Genomic DNA, 18,386 nt, shown 5'->3' with positions numbered 1-18,386 from the left:
TTATTATAGAAGGGAAACGGATACGACGAGAATGGGCATAGAGCAATTAACCGAAAAGGCCGGCGCCTATATAAAAGAAAAAGATCTTCTCCGCATCCGGGAAGCTTATGAGTTTGCCGATCAGGCTCATCACGGGCAGGTTCGGAAATCGGGGGAGCCATACATTCTGCATCCGCTGGCGGTCGCAGATATTGTCGTCAATATGCAAATGGATGTTATATCTATTATTGCAGCGCTGTTACACGATGTTGTAGAAGATACGACGGTGTCACTGGACCAGATTCGCGCGAAATTTGGCGATACCTGCGCAATGCTGGTGGATGGTCTGACCAAGCTGGAACGCATCCGGTTCCGCTCCAAGGAAGAGCAGCAGAACGAGAATTACCGCAAAATGTTCATCGCTATGGCTCAGGATATCCGGGTCATTGTGATCAAGCTGGCGGACCGTCTGCATAATATGCGCACGCTCAAGTACCAGTCGGAAGAGAGCCAGCGCCGAATTTCCTATGAGACTCTGGAGATTTTTTGTCCCATTGCAGACCGCTTGGGGATCTCTGCGATTAAATGGGAGATGGAGGATATTGCCCTCCGTTATCTGAATCCGCAGCAGTACTACCGGATTGCCAATCTTGTACACAAGAAACGGGCAGAACGTGAGCAGTTTATCGATAGCGTTATCGGGCGAATCCGCGCCAAGCTGGATGAAATGGGCATCGAAGGCGATCTTTCGGGACGTCCGAAGCATATTTACAGTGTCTATAACAAGATGAGCACCAAGAACAAGCAGTTCAACGAAATCTATGACCTGCTGGCCATCCGCATTATCGTCGACAATATTAAGGATTGTTATGCTACGTTAGGAATTATCCATACTCTTTGGAAGCCGATGCCTGGCCGGTTCAAGGATTATATCGCCATGCCCAAAGCGAATATGTATCAGTCTTTGCATACAACGGTAGTGGGTCCCGGCGGGGAGCCTACTGAAGTGCAGATCCGTACCTGGGAGATGCACCGCACTGCCGAATTCGGGATAGCCGCGCATTGGGCGTATAAGGAAGGCAGCAGCAACAATGTGAATCCGGAGAACCGGATGCCGTTCTTCCGCGAGATTCTGGAGCTGCAGCATGAAGCCAAGGATGCGGAGGAATTCGTGGAGTCGCTCAAAATGGACTTTTTCTCCGACCTCGTCTTCGTGTTCACGCCTAAGGGTGAGGTTGTAGAGCTGCCTGCAGGCTCTGTGCCGCTTGATTTCGCCTTCCGCATCCATACAGAGGTCGGCAACCGGACGATCGGCTCCAAGGTCAACGGGCGCATCGTACCGCTCGACCATAAGCTGAAGACCGGGGATATCGTGGAGATCCTGACCTCGAAGAACTCGTACGGGCCGAGCCGTGACTGGCTGAAGATTGCCCAGTCTTCACATGCACGCAGCAAGATTAAGCAATGGTTCAAGAAGGAGAAGCGGGAAGAGAACGTTGAAAAGGGCCGTGAAGCGATCGAACGCGAGCTGAAGCGCCTGAACGTGGAGATCTCTGACTGGCTGACGGAAGATAAATTGTCAGAAGCGGCGAAGAAATTTGCCTTTAATGATGTAGAGGATATGCTGTCCGCAGTAGGCTTTGGCGGAATTACGGCCGCGCAGATTGCCTCCAAGCTGACCGAGAAGCTGCGTAAGGACCAGGAAGAAGCTGCCGGTCATCTGGAGCTTACTTCTGAGATGAAGGAGATCAAGTCCAGCGGGGAGAAGCGCAATCAGCCGACCAACGGTGTGCGTGTCAAAGGGATTGATAATCTGCTTGTACGCTTCGCACGATGTTGTAATCCCGTGCCGGGCGACGATATTATCGGTTATGTAACCCGCGGACGCGGCGTATCCGTGCACCGTGAGGATTGTCCGAATATTCCGGGTGAAGGGGACGGGGAGGAATCAGCCCGTGTCATTGAAGTGGAATGGGAAGGCAGCATGGAAGCCAATTATAGCGTCGATATTGAGATTACGGGCCATGACCGCAACGGACTGCTGAATGAAGTGCTGCAGGCGGTATCGGAGAGCAAGACCAATATCTCGGCGGTTACGGGACGCTCTGACAAGAACAAGATGGCGATGATTCATATGACGATTCTGATCCGTAACACCGATCATCTGCAGTCTGTGGTGGATAAGGTCAAGCGCGTGAAGGATGTCTATACGGTTAACCGTATTATGCAATAAGGCTTGAAGGCAACAAGGCAAGGAGCTGAAGGATGGTATGAGAGTGGTTGTACAGCGCTGCAGGGATGCGAGTGTTACGGTGGACAGAACAGTGACCGGAGCGATTGGGGAGGGCCTGATGCTGCTGGTCGGCGTAACCCATGAGGATACGGAGAAGGATGCCAAGTATTTGGCTGATAAGGTAGCCGGACTGCGGATTTTTGAGGATGACGCCGGTAAAATGAACTTCAGCGTAACGGATGCCGGAGGCAGCGTCCTGTCCGTGTCCCAGTTCACCCTGTACGGGGACTGCCGCAAAGGGCGGCGGCCCAATTTCATGGCTGCGGCGGCTCCGGCAGAGGCCGAGCGGCTCTACGACTACTTCAACCAGGAGCTGCGCAGAGGCGGGCTTCAGGTGGAGACCGGTATTTTTGGAGCGATGATGGACGTCTCCCTGACGAATTGGGGACCGGTTACCCTGCTGCTGGACAGCCGGGGCTAGGCCTTGAATGAGGCGCAGCAGAGCGGGCTTAATATGCCGGTCTAATTTTACAGCTTGATGTGAGGACTCCACGTTGTGGGGTCTTTTTTGATATAGGATAGCGTTCTCCCCTGCTGGATAAACTAGTGATGAACGAATAATATTCACAAGTTGCGGGGAGCCAGTAGCATGAGACAATCACAGAAAGCATGGATATGGAACAGTATACAGGGCCATACGGCGGGGTCGATGACAGAAGCTTCTGCAACGGCAAGGGGAGCCGGGGAGCAGAGGGATCTGCAGGTGCTGAAGGGAACAAGCCGCAATCTTCTGCCGCGAACGTAAGGAGTGCGGGGAAGGCGGCTTATTTCTCTGTTTTTTGGAGCGTACAAATGGTGTTTAGCCGGCGGGAATTCGCGAAACCTGTGAGGGCTCGTTAGAAAGCCGGGGAATGCGGGTAATAGAATGACGAGAACAGAATAGCGTAGAGAGGAGAAATTAATCTCAATGAGTAAAGTAGCATTTCTGCTCGCTAATGGTTTTGAAGATTCCGAAATGAAGGTGCCTTATGAAGAAGTACTGCAGGCAGGACATCAGGCAGAGATTATTGGTCTGAAGAAAAATGAGACCCTGCTCGGTAAAAAAGGCAGCGTGTCTTATGCCGCCGATAAAGCGGTCAGCGAGGTGAAAGCCGGAGAGTATGATGCTGTAGTCATCCCGGGCGGATCTTCGCCGGAGAACCTTCGTCTTGACCAAGATATCCTGCAATTTGTAAAAGATGCGGACAGTGCCGGCAAGCCTATAGCTGCTATCTGTCACGGGCCGCAGATTCTGATCAGTGCCGATCTGGTACAAGGCCGCACGCTTACCTCCTATCCGCCGCTGAAGGATGATCTCATCAATGCCGGTGCGGAATTCAAGGATGAAGAGGTCGTCGTGGACGGCAATTATATTACTTCACGCACACCCAAGGATGAGCCCGCATTTGTGCGTGAGCTGCTTAAGGTGTTGTAATACATTTAAACAAACCACTGGGAGGGATTGACAATGACTAAAAGAATCCAAGCCTATTTCAGCACGGAAGATGCAGCGGAAGGTGCCAAGACTGCACTGATTCCATACGGTGTGGAAGGAATTGAAGTGTCGGCGCTGACAGATCCTCTGGATACGGGCGGAAACAACCGCCGCAATATTCTGATTCCGCTGGCTCCCTACAATACTTCGGCTACAGCTGCCGGAGGGGTCTACGCAGCAGGGGGCGCGACAGGGCCGCTTACCGGAGCAGCCATTGTGCCTGGAGTTACTGTTGATGATGATCTGGGCCGGACAGATGATGAACGTACGGCGGGAGAGGTTCACAGCGGCTCTGATTTGAAAAACAGCGATCTGGAGAACCTGCATTACGTCATGGATCTCAAAGTGGCCGAGAATCATTACAATGAGGTTGTTGAGGTTCTGCGCGGCAAGCAGGCCTATGTGGAGATTTTTGATTAAGCAGGAGGCCCTGCGTAGTCCGGATAACCAATTCAGCTCCAGTCCTCCCTCAGGGAGAGGCTGGAGCTGTTTATTTACCCGCAGGGCAGCGGAAACTGCATGAATTCTCTAGACAGGGAATAGGGTTGTAGTGTAACCTGTTGTGTAGGGTTTAGACACAGGCATGGACCACTCAATAAAACGCTTTCTTTTCTGTAATGCAACTGTAATATTACATTCATGATTCCTTAATATAGCGTGTTTATAATAGAAGCATGACCCCCTTTTTTATAATATATGATGATGGACCTGCAGCAATCGGCTGCAGGTCATTTTTTTTGAAATCTAAGAATTTACATGCTTCATACTATAAATTATCCTCATATTTCTCGCTGAAACGCTTCTGTCCTTATACAAGGACAGCAAAACTGTTTCCACTTGTTTTACAATATCAGAATCTACATGTTTCGGGTCCCCGCAAAGTACCTGAGTCATCTATCTACGCCAAAGCCCCGTTTTGTGTGGGGATTTTAGAGGGGATTTGTGACTTATTGCGGCTGTAGCGGGTATGCTTGGAGCCGAAGGGCGTCAGTAGCCGGCAACGTGAAGCGGATCGTGTAGTGGATCGTCTAGCGGGCCGTGAAGCGGACTGAGAGGCCCTTATTTTCCATAAAAGCTTACGCTAGAGGATGAAACGGACAGAGATTCCGTTATCTTGTTCATTCGAGCTCGAAATGAGGCATCTCTGGACACATAACGGAATCTGAGTCCGCTTGCCCCGCGATTTTGCCGGATTTGTTCAAATAACGGAATCTCAGTCCTCCTGGCTGCAGGTAATCCTGAGGAGGCGCGCCCAGTTCCTGCGCAGGCCATGTGCGCTTGCACAGCTCCGGCTGATTCACCTTGGCTGCGAGCCGGGATACTTAACTCAATTCAATTCATTCCTTGACTTTAGCACAGTGGTTCAGTAGAATCTAACAATATACGGTATGTTATATTGTTTTGATGACGGGACCAAGTAATCCGTAACCCACAACCCCAGAGAGGAATCCCGCTGATCCGGCGGCTGTCCAAGTGAAGGACGGCAACACCTGATCCGCACGGCTGTAAGGATTCTGTTGATGAACGGATGAATGACCTCCCCGAGAACGCACGGCGAAAGCAGGCAGCAGCAGGTTGCCCAGAGTCAGTAGCCGATTGCGCGTAGGCGGGCGTTAACCGCTTAGAGCGGATTTGGAGCAGCGCAGCTGCTTAAGTCCGGAATGTGGGTGGTACCACGGGTGAATTATTGGTTATGATAATCCCTCGTCCCTGTTTGTAATTAAACAGGGCGGGGGATTTTTTGTTGTTTTTAGAAGCAGAGACAATGGGTTCCACGAGGAGTAAGAGGGGTTATTTTCAGGAGGGATAGGCTGTGGCTAAAGAAAGATTCGAGAAACCAACCGGTACGCAGGATGTGCTTCCGGGTGCAGTGGAGAAATGGCAGTACGTTGAGGGCAAAGCAAGAGATCTCTGCCGCCGCTTCAACTACCGGGAGATCCGCACACCGCTGTTCGAGCACACCGGGCTGTTTGAGCGTGGTGTAGGCGAGACAACGGATATTGTAGAAGGGGAAATGTATACCTTCAAGGACAAAGGCGACCGCGATCTGGCACTGCGTCCCGAAGGGACTGCAGGCGTTGTACGCGCGTATGTGCAGAACAAGCTGTATGGTGAGCCGGATGTCAGCAAGCTGTATTATATCGGCCCGATGTTCCGCTACGAACGTCCGCAGGCAGGCAGATACCGCCAGTTCCACCAATTCGGCATTGAAGCCTTCGGTGCAGTGGACCCGGCAATCGATGCGGAAGTGATTTCGCTCGGGTACCAGTTCTATCTTGATCTGGGGCTGAAGGATGTCAGAGTGGAGCTGAATTCCGTGGGCAACGCGCCTAGCCGCGCGGCTTACCGCGAGAAGCTGCTGGACTTCCTGAGACCGATGAGAGAGAGCCTGTGCAGCGACTGCCAGCGCCGGATGGAGCGTAATCCGCTGCGCGTGCTGGACTGCAAGGTCGATCAGGATAAGTTCGGCGGTGCCCCGTCTATTCTGGACAGTCTGGATGAAGAGTGCACAGAGCATTTTGCCAAGGTAAAGGGCCATTTGGACGTGATGGGCGTGGAGTACAGCATTAACCCCCGTCTGGTACGCGGCCTGGATTATTACACGCATACAGCGTTTGAGTATAAAGCGGCAGGCATCGGCTCCATCGACACGGTGGGCGGCGGCGGCCGGTATAACGGCCTGGTGGAAGAGATCGGCGGACCGGATCAGCCGGGTATCGGTTTCGGGATCGGCCTTGAGCGTATTCTGCTGATTCTGGAGAATCAGGGGGTAGAGCTGGAAGCAGTGAAGCCGCTGGATGTGTACTTTGTCGCACTCGGTGAAGCCGCAGATCTGGAGATCACGAAGCAGCTGTTCCATCTGCGCAGCCTGGGCTTCTCCGCAGAACGCGATTACCTGGGGCGGAAGATGAAGGCACAGATGAAGTCGGCGGACCGCATGTCGGCCCGGTATACGGCGATTCTTGGCGAAGATGAGCTGAACAGCGGCGTTATCGCCCTGAAGTCGATGGAAACCGGCGAGCAGCGGACCGTTAAGCTGGAAGAGCTGGCGCAGGCGTTGAGTTAGGATTTAAGTATGGATGTATCCGCAAGTAAGCTGCAGTCAGCACATGTAATTTTAACCATGAAGGGGTAGGATAAGAGATGACCAGAAGCCATAACTGTGGACAATTAACAACGGCGAGCATCGGCGAGACAGTAACACTGAACGGTTGGGTACAGACCCGCCGTGACCTTGGGGGCGTACTGTTTATTGACCTGCGCGACCGCACAGGGATTGTACAGATTGTATTCAACCCCGACTATTCCGGAGAAGCGCTGCAGATTGCCGATAAGGTGCGCAGTGAATACGTGCTTGCCGTAACGGGTAAAGTGGTTAAACGGGATGATGAAACCATCAACCGCAACCTGCCGACCGGCGAGATTGAAGTCCAGATTACAGATATTGAAGTATTGAATGCTGCCAAGACGCCTCCGTTCTTCATCGAAGACGGTGTGGAAGTGGATGAATCGCTGCGGATGAAATACCGTTACCTGGATCTGCGCCGTCCGGAAATGCACAAGACGCTGCTGCTCCGTTCGAAAGCGGCGAAGATCTTCCGTGACTTCCTGGACAGCGAAGGCTTCATCGATGTGGAAACTCCGATTCTGACCAAAAGCTCACCGGAAGGCGCACGTGATTATCTCGTGCCAAGCCGTGTGCATGAAGGGGAATTCTTCGCGCTTCCGCAGTCACCGCAGATCTACAAGCAGCTGCTGATGGTCGGCGGCATCGAGCGTTATTACCAGATGGCACGCTGTTTCCGCGATGAGGATCTGCGTGCAGACCGCCAGCCGGAATTCACCCAGTTCGACATCGAGACCTCCTTCATGCCGCAGGATGAGTTGCTGTCCATGATGGAAACCCTGATGCAGCGCCTGCTGAAGGAAACCATTGGTGTTGAGGTTGCTACTCCGTTCCAGCGGTTGACCTATGCCGAAGCTATCGGCAAATACGGCTCGGACAAGCCTGACCTGCGGTTTGGCCTGGAGCTGGTAGAGATGAACGATATCGTTGCTGCCAGCGGTGTGAAGGTGTTCGCCTCCGTGATCGAAAAAGGCGGAGAAGTGAAATGCCTTAACGCCAAGGGCTGCGGTACTTGGACCCGTAAGGAAATTGATGATCTAGGACCTTACGCTGCACGTTACGGCGCCAAGGGCCTGGCCTGGATTCAAGTCAAAGACGGCGAGTTCAAAGGACCGATTGTGAAGTTCTTCTCCGAAGAGGAAATTGCCGCCGTGAAGGAACGCACGGGTGCTGAAGAAGGCGACCTTCTGCTCTTCTCCGCTGACACTAAGAAGGTCGTTGCGGATGTACTCGGCGCACTCCGCCTGAAGATCGGCCGTCAGCTTGGCCTCATCGACGACAGTGTGTTCAAGTTCGCCTGGGTTACAGAATTCCCGCTGCTCAGCTATGACGAAGACCAGAAGCGTTACATGGCGGAGCATCATCCGTTCACACGCCCGATGGATGAAGACCTCCATCTCTTCGATACAGATCCGGGTGCGATCCGTGCGCAGGCTTATGACATCGTGCTTAACGGTTACGAGGTGGGCGGCGGCTCCCAGCGTATCTATAAACGTGAGGTTCAGGAGAAAATGTTCGAGGCACTGGGCTTCACACCGGAGCTGGCCCATGAGAAATTCGGTTACCTGATGGATGCCTTCGAATACGGAACGCCTCCGCATGGGGGAATCGCGTTTGGCTTCGACCGTCTGATTATGCTGCTGGCAGGCCGCACGAACCTGCGTGAGACGATTGCCTTCCCTAAGACAGCAAGTGCAACCGACCTGCTGATGGATGCTCCGGCACCTGTAGATGCTGCACAGCTCGAGCAGCTGCATATCAAGCTGGCGCCAAAACCGGAAAAAGAAAAGAAATAAAACATAAATGGCTGACGGGGCATAGGGCGGACTTAAGCGGCTATGCCCCGCAGGCTTGCTAAAGGAGGCTGACATCATGCTGAATCAGTTCTCGCGTACGGAACTGGCGATCGGACCGGAAGGTCTCGAGATCATGAAGAACAGCACAGTGGCTGTGCTGGGGATTGGCGGAGTGGGCGCCATGGCTGTAGAGGCCCTCGCCCGTACCGGTATCGGACGCATCATCCTGATTGATAAGGATTCCGTCGATATTACCAATATCAACCGCCAGATCCATGCGCTGACGACGACCATCGGCCAGAACAAAACCGATCTGATGGTAGACCGCGTCAAGCTGATCAACCCGGATTGCGAAGCGAGTGCCCTAAACATGTTCTATACCGAAGAGACCTATGAGGAGCTGTTCAAATACAAGCTGGATTATGTCATTGACGCTTCGGATACGATTATCTACAAAATTCATCTGATCAAGGAATGTCTGACCCGGAAGATCCCGATGATCTCCAGCATGGGAGCGGCGAATAAGATGGACCCGACCCGTTTCCAGGTGGCCGATATTTCCAAGACGAGTATGGACCCGATTGCGCGGGTGATCCGCACAAAGCTGCGCAAGGAAGGGATCAAGAAAGGCGTTAAGGTAGTATTTTCAACCGAAAAGCCTGTGAAGCCGCGTGAGGATGTCACCGAGCAGATTGTTCCCGCCAATGCGCCGGACCGGCGTAAGGCGAAGCAGCCTCCGGCCAGTACGTCCTTCGTGCCTCCGGTAGTTGGTCTGATTATGGTTAGTGTTACGGTACGTGATTTGCTGGAGACCGGCGGCATCACGTTTGAATGAGGGTTTGACAGGATTCAAGGGCGTGCAGCTGATTCCCCGCTGCATGCCCTTTTATTGCTGCCTGGAGCAGCATACCGGTGAGATGGCTGATTACAGACCAGACAAGCCGGGTAATAGCCAGCGGAACTTAACATCATAATATAAGAAAACTTAAGATGGAGCAGTGGGCTGCGGCATTATTGCAGCTTCTTGTATAACATTCTTAAGTTCACGTTCTCTAGTGGAGGTTTTTAGATGAAATCGAATTTTTGGCGGGATAGCGTGGGACTTGCGCCGGGCGACAACTGGAAACGGGAGTGGGCGGCAGGCATCCTATCGTATTTCGCTTCGGTATATATTGTTATGGTCAATGCAGCGATTCTGCATGATGCAGGAATGCCGCTGCGGGCGGGAATGGTGGCCACACTGCTGACAGCGATTACAGGCTGTCTGCTAATGGCTTTTGGCGGCAAAACGCCGATTATCGTCGTCCCGGGTATGGGCATCAATGCCTTTTTCACCTATACATTGGTGCATTCTATGAAGCTGGATTGGCGTGAGGCGCTTGCCGTTGTTGTGGTGACGGGTGTGCTGTTCGCCATTGTAGCGTTCACTTCGCTCTACCGCATACTGAGTGATGCCATACCCCATAATCTGCAGCATGCGATAACTGTCGGAATCGGTCTGTTTCTGACGTTTATCGGCCTGCAAAAAAGCGGGATTGTCATTGCCCATGCCACGACATTTGTCGCCATCGGGCATTTCAGCGATCCTGCCGTCATTACCTCGGTGGTGACGCTGCTGCTCGCCCTGGTCCTGTTCATCCGCGGCACGCGCGGCGGCCTGCTGATCAGCATGCTGGCGGGGACAGGCCTGGCCTACCTGCTGGGAGCGGCTCATGCGCCTGAGAATACCGAATCCGGACATGTGTTCAGCGGATATGGCGATGTGTTCGCCAGTATGCAATGGAGCGGCTTCATCAGCCTCGTCTTTTGGATTGCCGTATTCCTGCTGCTGCTGATCGTTGTCTTCGAGAACATCGGCCTGATCTCCTCCCAGACACTGATGATAGGCCGTCCGGAACGCTTCAAAAGCAGTCTGCGGGCGCTGTCCATAGCCAACATCGCAGCAGGTCTGTTCGGCAGCAGTCCCGTAGTAGCCGCTGCCGAATCTACAGCCGGCATCGCTGCCGGCGGACGCTCCGGCTTAACCTCGCTCGTCACCGGTCTCTTGTTCGGGGCGACGTTCCTGTTCATTCCGCTGCTGGCTTATGTGCCGGACAGCGCAATTGCGCCGATTCTGATCGTGATCGGCGGACTGATGGTCCAGAGTGTGCGCGAGATGGATCTCAGCGACATGACGGAGCTGTTCCCCGCGTTTCTGATTATGGTGATGATTCCATTCACCTACAGCATCGTGGACGGGATGGCGTTTGGGTTCATCACTTACCCGGTTGTGAAGCTGGCTACAGGCAAAGGCAAGGATGTCCCGCCGGCGCTGTACGGCATTGCCGGGCTGTTCGTAGCGAACTTTGTGCTCCATGCGCTGATGGGCTAAATGCGCCTCATATAGGGCAGGTGAGCCGTTCTATACGGCAGTTTGAAATATATGGCTTTCCCTGTCCTCTTGTGATATGATGTACTGCTCACATCACTTAAGGTGCATGCTTCCGGAGCGAGTTTTGCTCGGAGAGATTCAGGAAGCTAATGCCCGCATAACTTTTAGGAGGTAACTGAAATTGGAAGACAACTTTCAAAGTGCCTATCAAGAGGAAGAAGACAGGCTGAACCATGCGCTTATAGAGATTGACTCTACCCTTGAGCGGTTGCGCAGCACTCCGGTGTACACGGGACACGAGTATACGGAGCAAGTGCTGGAGGACTCCAGGGAACAGAAGCGCAAAGATCTTGCCAAGCTTAGGCAGGAGCCTTATTTCGGACGGCTTGATTTTCAGGGCAATGACGAGGAAGAACGCAAGGCACTTTATATTGGTAAAATCGGCGTAGACCGTGAGCAGGTAAGCGACCGTCCGCTGGTCATTGACTGGCGGGCACCGGTGGCAAGCCTGTTCTATTCGTTTACAGGAGGGACAGAAGCGGCCTCCTATGAAGCACCGGAAGGGCTGATTGAAGGGCTCGTCTACCTCAAACGCAACGTGGTCATCCGCAAGCAGATTCTGGAGCGGGTTGCGGATACGTATAACCGCGACAGTGATGCGCCGGCGGTGTCGGATGAATTCCTGGTGTACCGGCTCGGTGAGAACAAGGACAACCGGCTGCGTGATATCGTCTCGACGATACAGGAGGAGCAGGACAAGATTATCCGGGCAGCGAAGAACAAGGCGCTGATTATTCAAGGGGTGGCGGGAAGCGGTAAAACCACCGTCGCGCTGCACCGGCTGGCTTTTTTATTGTATCAATACAAGGATCAGGTCTCGGCGGAGAAAATGATTATTTTCGCTCCGAACCGGATGTTCCTGGATTATATTTCAGATGTGCTGCCGGAGCTCGGCGTCGGCAATATTGCCCAGAGCACCTTCCCGGACTGGGCGGCGGGTGTGCTGGGCGTAACTTTGCCGGAGCAGGACGCTTCGGAAACGATGAACCGCTGGTTCGAAACAGCAGGAGCGATGCCTGTCATTACAGAAGAGACCCCGGGACGCTTCAAAGGCTCCACGGTGCTGATGAGTGTCATTGAATCCAGCATTAAGCTGCTGGAGACCAGCGCCGTGCCTGAAGGGGATTTCAGCCCGTGGGACGGGGCTGTGCTGCGCCGCTCGATGATTCTGCGCTGGCATAATGAGGAATATGCTCCGTATCCGCCGGCCAAACGCAAGGAACGCGTGATGGCGCGGATTCACCGCTGGATCGAGATGGAGCTGAAGAAGAGCCCGTCGGCCGCTGCGCTGAAGGACCGCAAGAAAAAAGGCGCAGCCCGCGAGAAGGCGTACAGCGCCAAGTGGCCGAAATATGAACCGCTGGCCATCTACAAGCAGATATTCCGCGCGGCGAAGACTCCGGAGGACTGGCCGGCTGAGGCGCCGGAAGAAATTCCGCAGGCTGTACTGAAGGAAACGGTGAAAGAGCTGAAGAAAGGTATTCTGCGCGAAGAGGATCTTCCGCCGCTGCTCTATATTCATTATCTTTTGAACGGCAATGAGGGAACCGAACGCTTCGACCATATCGTCATTGATGAAGCGCAGGACTTCTCCCCGTTCCAGATCGCCGTGCTGGATCTGTACGTGAAGGGACACTCCTTCACCATTCTGGGTGACTTATCCCAGGGGATTCATGCCTACAAAGGGGTACATGAGTGGAATGAGATGCAGTCGCTGTTTGCCGGGGAGTATACAGCGTATCATGCGCTTACCCGCAGCTACCGTTCAACGATGGAGATTATTGAATTCGCCAACGGTATTCTGTCCGCCGGCGTCGGCAGCGCGCTGCTGGCCGTGCCGGTCTTCCGCAGCGGTAATCCTGTACGGCTGATTTCCTATGAGGATGCGCAGCCGGAACCGGCTACAGGCGGCAGCCAGCGGCTCAGCGCTGTCAGAAGCGCCCTGTCGTCGCTCTCCGGGCGCGAATACCGCACAGTGGCTGTATTGACCCGCAGCCTGCGTGAAGCCGCTGAGCTGTACGCTGAGCTTGCCGGACAGTTCGAGGATATTCATCTCATTGACGGCAGCATCACCGAATACCGCGGCGGCTTGTCCGTACTGCCCGTATATTTGTCCAAGGGACTGGAGTTCGATGCCGTCATCCTGGCGGATGCGGACAGTGCGCACTACGGAGGAGCAGCCTGGGATGCCAAGCTGATGTATGTAGGCTGTACACGTGCCCTGCATGAGCTGTGGCTATTGCATGACGGCGGTCTTCCGCATTACGTACAGCTGCTTGGAGACGAAACAGTCTCCGGCTGGCCGGTACCCGAAGGGAATTAAGGTTTACATTATCTTGGGCAAGGGCAGCCCTGTTTTGGAATGGGATAGAGGGTTGCGCCTGGTGAGAACACTCCGCAAACGGAACGTTGTTCCAATCGCTGCCCAATTTTTAAAATTTCCTTAGCGGTGAAAATCCGGACACAAGGCGACCGCTAACGCTTTTTCCGCGGGCCGTCCGGTCCGATCCGCTATTTAAGCGGGAAACGTATATGCAATCTTAAAAAACGCAAAAAAGAAACCTCTCTTTGGCGAAATGTATTAACCATTTCAAAAGAGAGGTTTTTTTTGCGTGCTGAATGAGCAAATGAGGGGCATTAGTGCCCCTGAATTCACTGGACGCGGGCCAAATGAGCAAATGAGGGGCATTAGTGCCCCTCATTACGCCGGAAGTTCTTAAGCCTTGCCCTTCGGCTCAAAGTGGAACCGTTCCACCTGTCCCTGCATATCCGAAGCCATGGCGGAGAGCGCAGCGGAGGATGAAGTGATCTCCTCCATGGAAGCAAGCTGCTCTTCTGTCGCCGCTGTTACACTCTGGAAGGATTCCAGCGCGGCCTGGGCGATCTTGGCCATCTCCTGAACAGATGCTGCTACTTCTGCGCTGCTGGCTGACATTTGCTCGGTAATCGCAGATACTTCATGGATTTGCTCGCCTACATGCCGGGTGGACTGCTCGATCTGGTGGAAGGCCTCACTGGCTTCCTGTGTAAGCGCCATTCCCTGCTCCACATCTCCAACCACTTTATGCCGCATCACATCATAGGCGCTGGCAATCAGGTCCACCATCTCAGAGATGGTCTCCTGGATTTGTCCTGCACTGACATTGGAAGCTTCGGACAGCTTGCGCACTTCACCGGCGACTACAGCGAAGCCTCTGCCATGTTCTCCGGCCCGTGCAGCCTCAATGCCGGCATTCAGCGACAAGAGATTGGTCTGCTTGGCAATGGCAGAGATGGCCGTACTGGTGTCCGCCACCTTGGCACTTAATCCGTTAAGCTCAGCAATCAGCGTGCCGGACTGATGTACGGATTCGCGGATCGTCTTCATCTGTTCTCCGACATGCTGCATCTTGGCGCTGCCGGTGGAGACATCCTGTTCCGTCTGTACTGCGGCGCCCACTATCATCTCTGAGGCGGAGGCGATTTTTTGAATGCCGGTTGACATTTCATCCATCGTTATAGCCACTTCGGCGGAAGCATAAGCCTGGGTTTCCACACCACGGGTGGATTCCTCGACCAGCTCAGTCACATATTCGACCGCTTTGCTGTTCTCGCCGGTGCTGGCTGTCAGCTGTTCACTGGCTGCCGCCAGGTGGCCTGACGTTTCAGCGACCTCCTGAACCATTTTGCGCAGGGAAGACACCATCGCATTATAATTGCCGGCAAGCTGACCGATCTCATCCTTGCGGTTCGTTTCCACGGACTCATCCAGATAACCCTCGCTTACCCGTTTGGCCGAACGGTTCAAGCGTTCCACAGCGCCGGTAATGCGGCGGATGATAAGGAAGGTTACGATCGAAGCAAGCAGCAGGGAGACGACAAGCACGATACCTGACTTGTACAGAATCGGGTATACAGCCTTGGTGTATTCATTCTCCGGCAGCACACCGGCCATTTTGAATCCGGTCAGCTCGTTCGTAATGTAGAAGCCGTCCATTTGTGTATTGGCTGTATCGTCCTTGTAAGAGATTTTGCCTGCCGGGCCTTTACCCATTTCAGCCAGCATCTGGCTTGTTGCATCAGAAGCCACCTCCATGGTAGGGTGATAGATCACCTTGTTATTGCCGTCTAGAATATATACATAACCGCTGTCGCCCAGACTGACATTTTTGGTCAGCTCCATAAGCTCGTTCATGCTGATGCTGATGGTAACGGCACCCTTGCCGTCCGGAAAAGCCCTGGAAACCGGCAGAATGTAGCTGTTCGTCACTTTGGAGAAAATAGGATCAATAACCGATGTGGTCTCCGGTGATTTTAGAGCGTCTATGTACCAGTCCCGGATGCGGGGATCATAATCCTGCTGCTCTGAATCCGGAGCGAACATGTATTTACCTTCATCGTTGCCCAGCGCTACGATATCCACTTCAGGATGCTCCAGCTTGAATTTGTCGATCAGGCTGCGTACTTTTGCAGTATCGCTGGTGAGATCGGCGGCACTAATCTGGTAAGCAAGCTCATTCACACCTGCGCTCTCCAGCTGGATTAATTGCGAAAGGGTTTTATCGAGAATATGAATGCTTGAGTTTGTGGTCTCTTCCATCTTGGAGCGCAGTGCCGACTCTGAGGTTTCTGTGGATATGACAACCAGGGCAAGGGAGGGGAGCACAATGGCTATGATGATTAGCAGCATGAGTTCCGTTCTGAGCTTGGTGATGTGAAATACACGCTTTAAAGGATTCCGTGGGGTTGTCATAGAAGGTTCCTCCTGAATTTCTGAATGGATGGGGTTAAATTAATTTCCATATCTCGAAGTAAATAGATAATTTAATATTTATTTCGACACTAATCGACTAAAAAATTAGTTTTTCGTCAAAATTTTTTTGGCTAAAATTACCGCTATGCCTTCCTCCTGAAAGTTATGATTAACGTGAGCTCAAGGTGGAGAACGATTATAACTATTCTTGAACTTGTAACCCGCGGATACCTGTGGCTTAATAATAAGTGTCCGGCCGGGCAAGATTACTTCTGGAAGGAGGCTGATGGCAATGTTTTCAGAATACGAGGTGGTTTCCGTCTAAGACGGAAGCCTGTTTAAGGGGAGGCCGCGAGGCCTCCTTATGTATAGATAGCGGCTATATATTTCAGGCTTAGCTAAAATATATAGAAGTACACTGACAAACCACTGATAGATTACTGATAAACAATGAATGTAGACGCTAACCGCAGGGTTTAATATAATGAATTTAGGTTATTTACCAAATTTGAGGAGAAGAAAGGAGGCAGGTGGCATGATTATCAAGAACAGCGCAGTGATCGGACTTAACGGAACACACCTGTTGAAGGAGGAACCAGAACGTGAGTTACGTAAATGGAAAGGATGTGCTCCCCCCGGGATTGCTCGAAGAGCTACAGGGCTACATCCAGGGTGAATTGCTATACATCCCGAAGAAGACGGAAGAGCGGGTACGATGGGGCGAGAACAGCGGCTCCCGGCAAGAAATTGCGAACCGCAATGAAGAGATCTTCTGTAGTCACAGCAGCGGCTGCTCGGTGAACGAGCTGCAGAAGAGATATCATTTATCCGAAGAAAGCATCCGCAAAATCATTTCAAAAATGCGGCTGGCACTGAACAGCTAGTCTTAATATTTGAAACAGCCCCACAACATATAAGTTCTAAGAATAGAACAAAGAGCATGCTCCCGCCGGTGATGGCGAGGTCATGCTCTTTTTAATGAAAGCTGCGGGTATGGTATGATAGAAGGCAGCCAGTTCTTTCTATCGAAGAAATAGCGAAATACCAGATTACTAGCAAGGAAGTGGAGTTATGGATTTATTCTCGCTGGGTGAGGATAACGGGAACGGGAGCGGACGGCTGCTTGCAGACCGGATGCGGCCCGTGAATCTCGATGAATATATTGGACAGGAGCATATTGTAGGCCGCGGCAAGCTGCTGCGCAGAGCCATAGAGGCCGACCAGGTGTCTTCCATCTTGCTGTACGGGCCTCCGGGCTGCGGCAAAACAACCTTGGCTCATATCATATCGCATCATACCCAAGGTGAATTTGTCCGGCTGAACGCGGTGGAAGCCTCGGTCAAGGATGTCCGCGAGGTTATTGAACGCGCCCAGAGCAACAAGGCGCTGTACGGCTCGAAGACCATTCTGTTTCTGGACGAGGTCCACCGCTTCAACAGCTCCCGCCAGGATGCGCTGCTGCCGGCAGTGGAGAAGGGGACGATTACCTTCATCGGCGCCACGACGGAGAATCCGTTCCATTATGTGAACGGGGCGCTTATGAGCCGCTCCACGCTGTTCCAGCTGGAGTCCCTGACCAGTGAGCATAGCCTGATTGCCATGAAGCGGGCGCTCGCCGATGAGCAGCGGGGCCTGGGGTTCATGGATCTGAAGGCGGATGAGGACGCGCTGCAGCATATCGCCACGATGGCTAACGGCGATATCCGCCGCGCCTTGAACGCGCTGGAGCTGGCGGCGATGACCACTGCCCCGGAGAGTGACGGCAGCGTGCATATCACGCTGGAGGTGGCGGAGGAGTCCATCCGCCGGCCGATTGTCAAAGCGGACGAGTCTACGCAGTATGATGTGCTGTCCGCTTTTCACAAAAGCATCCGCGGCTCCAGCGACGCCGCCCTGTTCTGGTTCCTCTACGCCGTGGAGAAGCTCGGCATGGACCCGATGACCTTCATCCGCCGTCTGATCGCCGCGAGCAGCGAGGATATCGGCCTGGCTAACCCGCAGGCGATGGTTCAGGCTGTCAGTGCGCTGGATGCCTACCGCAACAACGGCTGGCCGGAGGCGAAGCTGAATATCGCACAGGCAATCCTGTTTGCGGTGGAGAGCCCGAAATCAAACGGCGTGGTAATGGCAATCGCGAACGTTATGGATAGCCTGGAGGATCTGAAGTCGGCTGAGGTGCCGCTGCATTTGCGGGATACGCATTATAAAGGCGCAGCCCAGCTGGGGCATGAGGGATACCAGTATCCCCATAATTTCCCCGGCCATTATGTGAAGCAGGACTATCTTCCGAAGGCGATCTCCCGGAGAGTGTTCTATCAGGCGACCGAGCAGGGCAACGAGGCGAAGATCCGCCATAACCAGCAGCTGCGGCGCCGGCAATAGCGCTCCACTCAGATGCATGGGAAGACCAATAAAGGAAGAGAAGTAAAGTGAGACCACCGCATGCACTCAACTGCGGTGGTCTTTTGCTTGCGTATCGGCGTGCACCTGAAGCGCGTTAGGCATTTTTTTCGGTTGATGAAACGGCAAATATGATAAAAATGGAAATTTTTTG

The 18,386-nt window shown here is 53.2% G+C and carries 13 protein-coding genes; 12 read left to right on the top strand and 1 reads right to left on the bottom strand.

The window, feature by feature from the left end; translation table 11 throughout:
• Nucleotides 1–31: 31 nt before the first annotated feature.
• The 10 genes from NSU01_RS27755 to NSU01_RS27710 all read left to right on the top strand — a co-directional run bounded on the left by NSU01_RS27755 (nucleotide 32) and on the right by NSU01_RS27710 (nucleotide 13,423).
• Entirely contained in the window at nucleotides 32–2,212 is a 2,181-nt protein-coding gene (locus NSU01_RS27755) for a bifunctional (p)ppGpp synthetase/guanosine-3',5'-bis(diphosphate) 3'-pyrophosphohydrolase (protein WP_039294505.1), read from the top strand.
• A 37-nt stretch (nucleotides 2,213–2,249) separates the two neighbouring features.
• Nucleotides 2,250–2,693, top strand: coding sequence for a D-aminoacyl-tRNA deacylase (dtd, locus tag NSU01_RS27750; RefSeq protein ID WP_042139538.1), 444 nt, complete (start codon nucleotides 2,250–2,252; stop codon nucleotides 2,691–2,693).
• A 168-nt stretch (nucleotides 2,694–2,861) separates the two neighbouring features.
• Nucleotides 2,862–3,017: a hypothetical protein gene (locus NSU01_RS27745; RefSeq protein WP_156118723.1), complete on the top strand. Its 156-nt coding sequence runs from the start codon at nucleotides 2,862–2,864 to the stop codon at nucleotides 3,015–3,017.
• Between the two features lie 162 nt (nucleotides 3,018–3,179).
• Nucleotides 3,180–3,686, top strand: a complete 507-nt coding sequence (locus NSU01_RS27740; protein WP_076245164.1) for a type 1 glutamine amidotransferase domain-containing protein — start codon at nucleotides 3,180–3,182, stop codon at nucleotides 3,684–3,686.
• A gap of 33 nt (nucleotides 3,687–3,719) precedes the next feature.
• Nucleotides 3,720–4,166 (top strand): hypothetical protein, encoded by a 447-nt coding sequence (locus NSU01_RS27735; RefSeq protein ID WP_039294513.1) that lies wholly within the window; start codon nucleotides 3,720–3,722, stop codon nucleotides 4,164–4,166.
• Nucleotides 4,167–5,559: 1,393 nt separating this feature from the next.
• A complete protein-coding gene (gene hisS / locus NSU01_RS27730) occupies nucleotides 5,560–6,813 on the top strand; it encodes a histidine--tRNA ligase (RefSeq protein WP_042139535.1) in 1,254 nt (417 codons plus the stop codon).
• Between the two features lie 77 nt (nucleotides 6,814–6,890).
• Nucleotides 6,891–8,669 (top strand): aspartate--tRNA ligase, encoded by a 1,779-nt coding sequence (gene aspS / locus NSU01_RS27725; protein ID WP_076245163.1) that lies wholly within the window; start codon nucleotides 6,891–6,893, stop codon nucleotides 8,667–8,669.
• 76 nt (nucleotides 8,670–8,745) lie between these two features.
• Nucleotides 8,746–9,504, top strand: coding sequence for a tRNA threonylcarbamoyladenosine dehydratase (locus NSU01_RS27720; protein ID WP_076245161.1), 759 nt, complete (start codon nucleotides 8,746–8,748; stop codon nucleotides 9,502–9,504).
• Nucleotides 9,505–9,738: 234 nt separating this feature from the next.
• The gene (locus tag NSU01_RS27715; protein WP_042139533.1) at nucleotides 9,739–11,040 is read left to right on the top strand and encodes an NCS2 family permease; all 1,302 of its coding nucleotides are present in this window, start codon (nucleotides 9,739–9,741) and stop codon (nucleotides 11,038–11,040) included.
• A 181-nt stretch (nucleotides 11,041–11,221) separates the two neighbouring features.
• Nucleotides 11,222–13,423, top strand: a complete 2,202-nt coding sequence (locus NSU01_RS27710) for a UvrD-helicase domain-containing protein (RefSeq protein ID WP_076245158.1) — start codon at nucleotides 11,222–11,224, stop codon at nucleotides 13,421–13,423.
• Nucleotides 13,424–13,816: 393 nt separating this feature from the next.
• Here the strand turns inward: NSU01_RS27710 and NSU01_RS27705 are convergent, their stop codons facing one another.
• A complete protein-coding gene (locus tag NSU01_RS27705) occupies nucleotides 13,817–15,832 on the bottom strand; it encodes a methyl-accepting chemotaxis protein (protein WP_042139531.1) in 2,016 nt (671 codons plus the stop codon).
• 602 nt (nucleotides 15,833–16,434) lie between these two features.
• Between NSU01_RS27705 and NSU01_RS27700 the strand changes: the two genes are divergently transcribed.
• Both NSU01_RS27700 and NSU01_RS27695 read left to right on the top strand, forming a co-directional pair.
• Nucleotides 16,435–16,716, top strand: coding sequence for a CD3324 family protein (locus tag NSU01_RS27700; protein WP_039294537.1), 282 nt, complete (start codon nucleotides 16,435–16,437; stop codon nucleotides 16,714–16,716).
• A gap of 187 nt (nucleotides 16,717–16,903) precedes the next feature.
• Nucleotides 16,904–18,214: a replication-associated recombination protein A gene (locus tag NSU01_RS27695; RefSeq protein WP_076245155.1), complete on the top strand. Its 1,311-nt coding sequence runs from the start codon at nucleotides 16,904–16,906 to the stop codon at nucleotides 18,212–18,214.
• Nucleotides 18,215–18,386: the final 172 nt, after the last annotated feature.

The sequence above is a fragment of the Paenibacillus sp. FSL H8-0259 genome (assembly GCF_037963255.1).
GTDB lineage: Bacteria > Bacillota > Bacilli > Paenibacillales > Paenibacillaceae > Paenibacillus_AQ > Paenibacillus_AQ phytohabitans.
The sequence above is the reverse complement of the archived record's forward strand: the minus strand, read 5'-3'. Positions and strand labels throughout refer to the sequence as shown.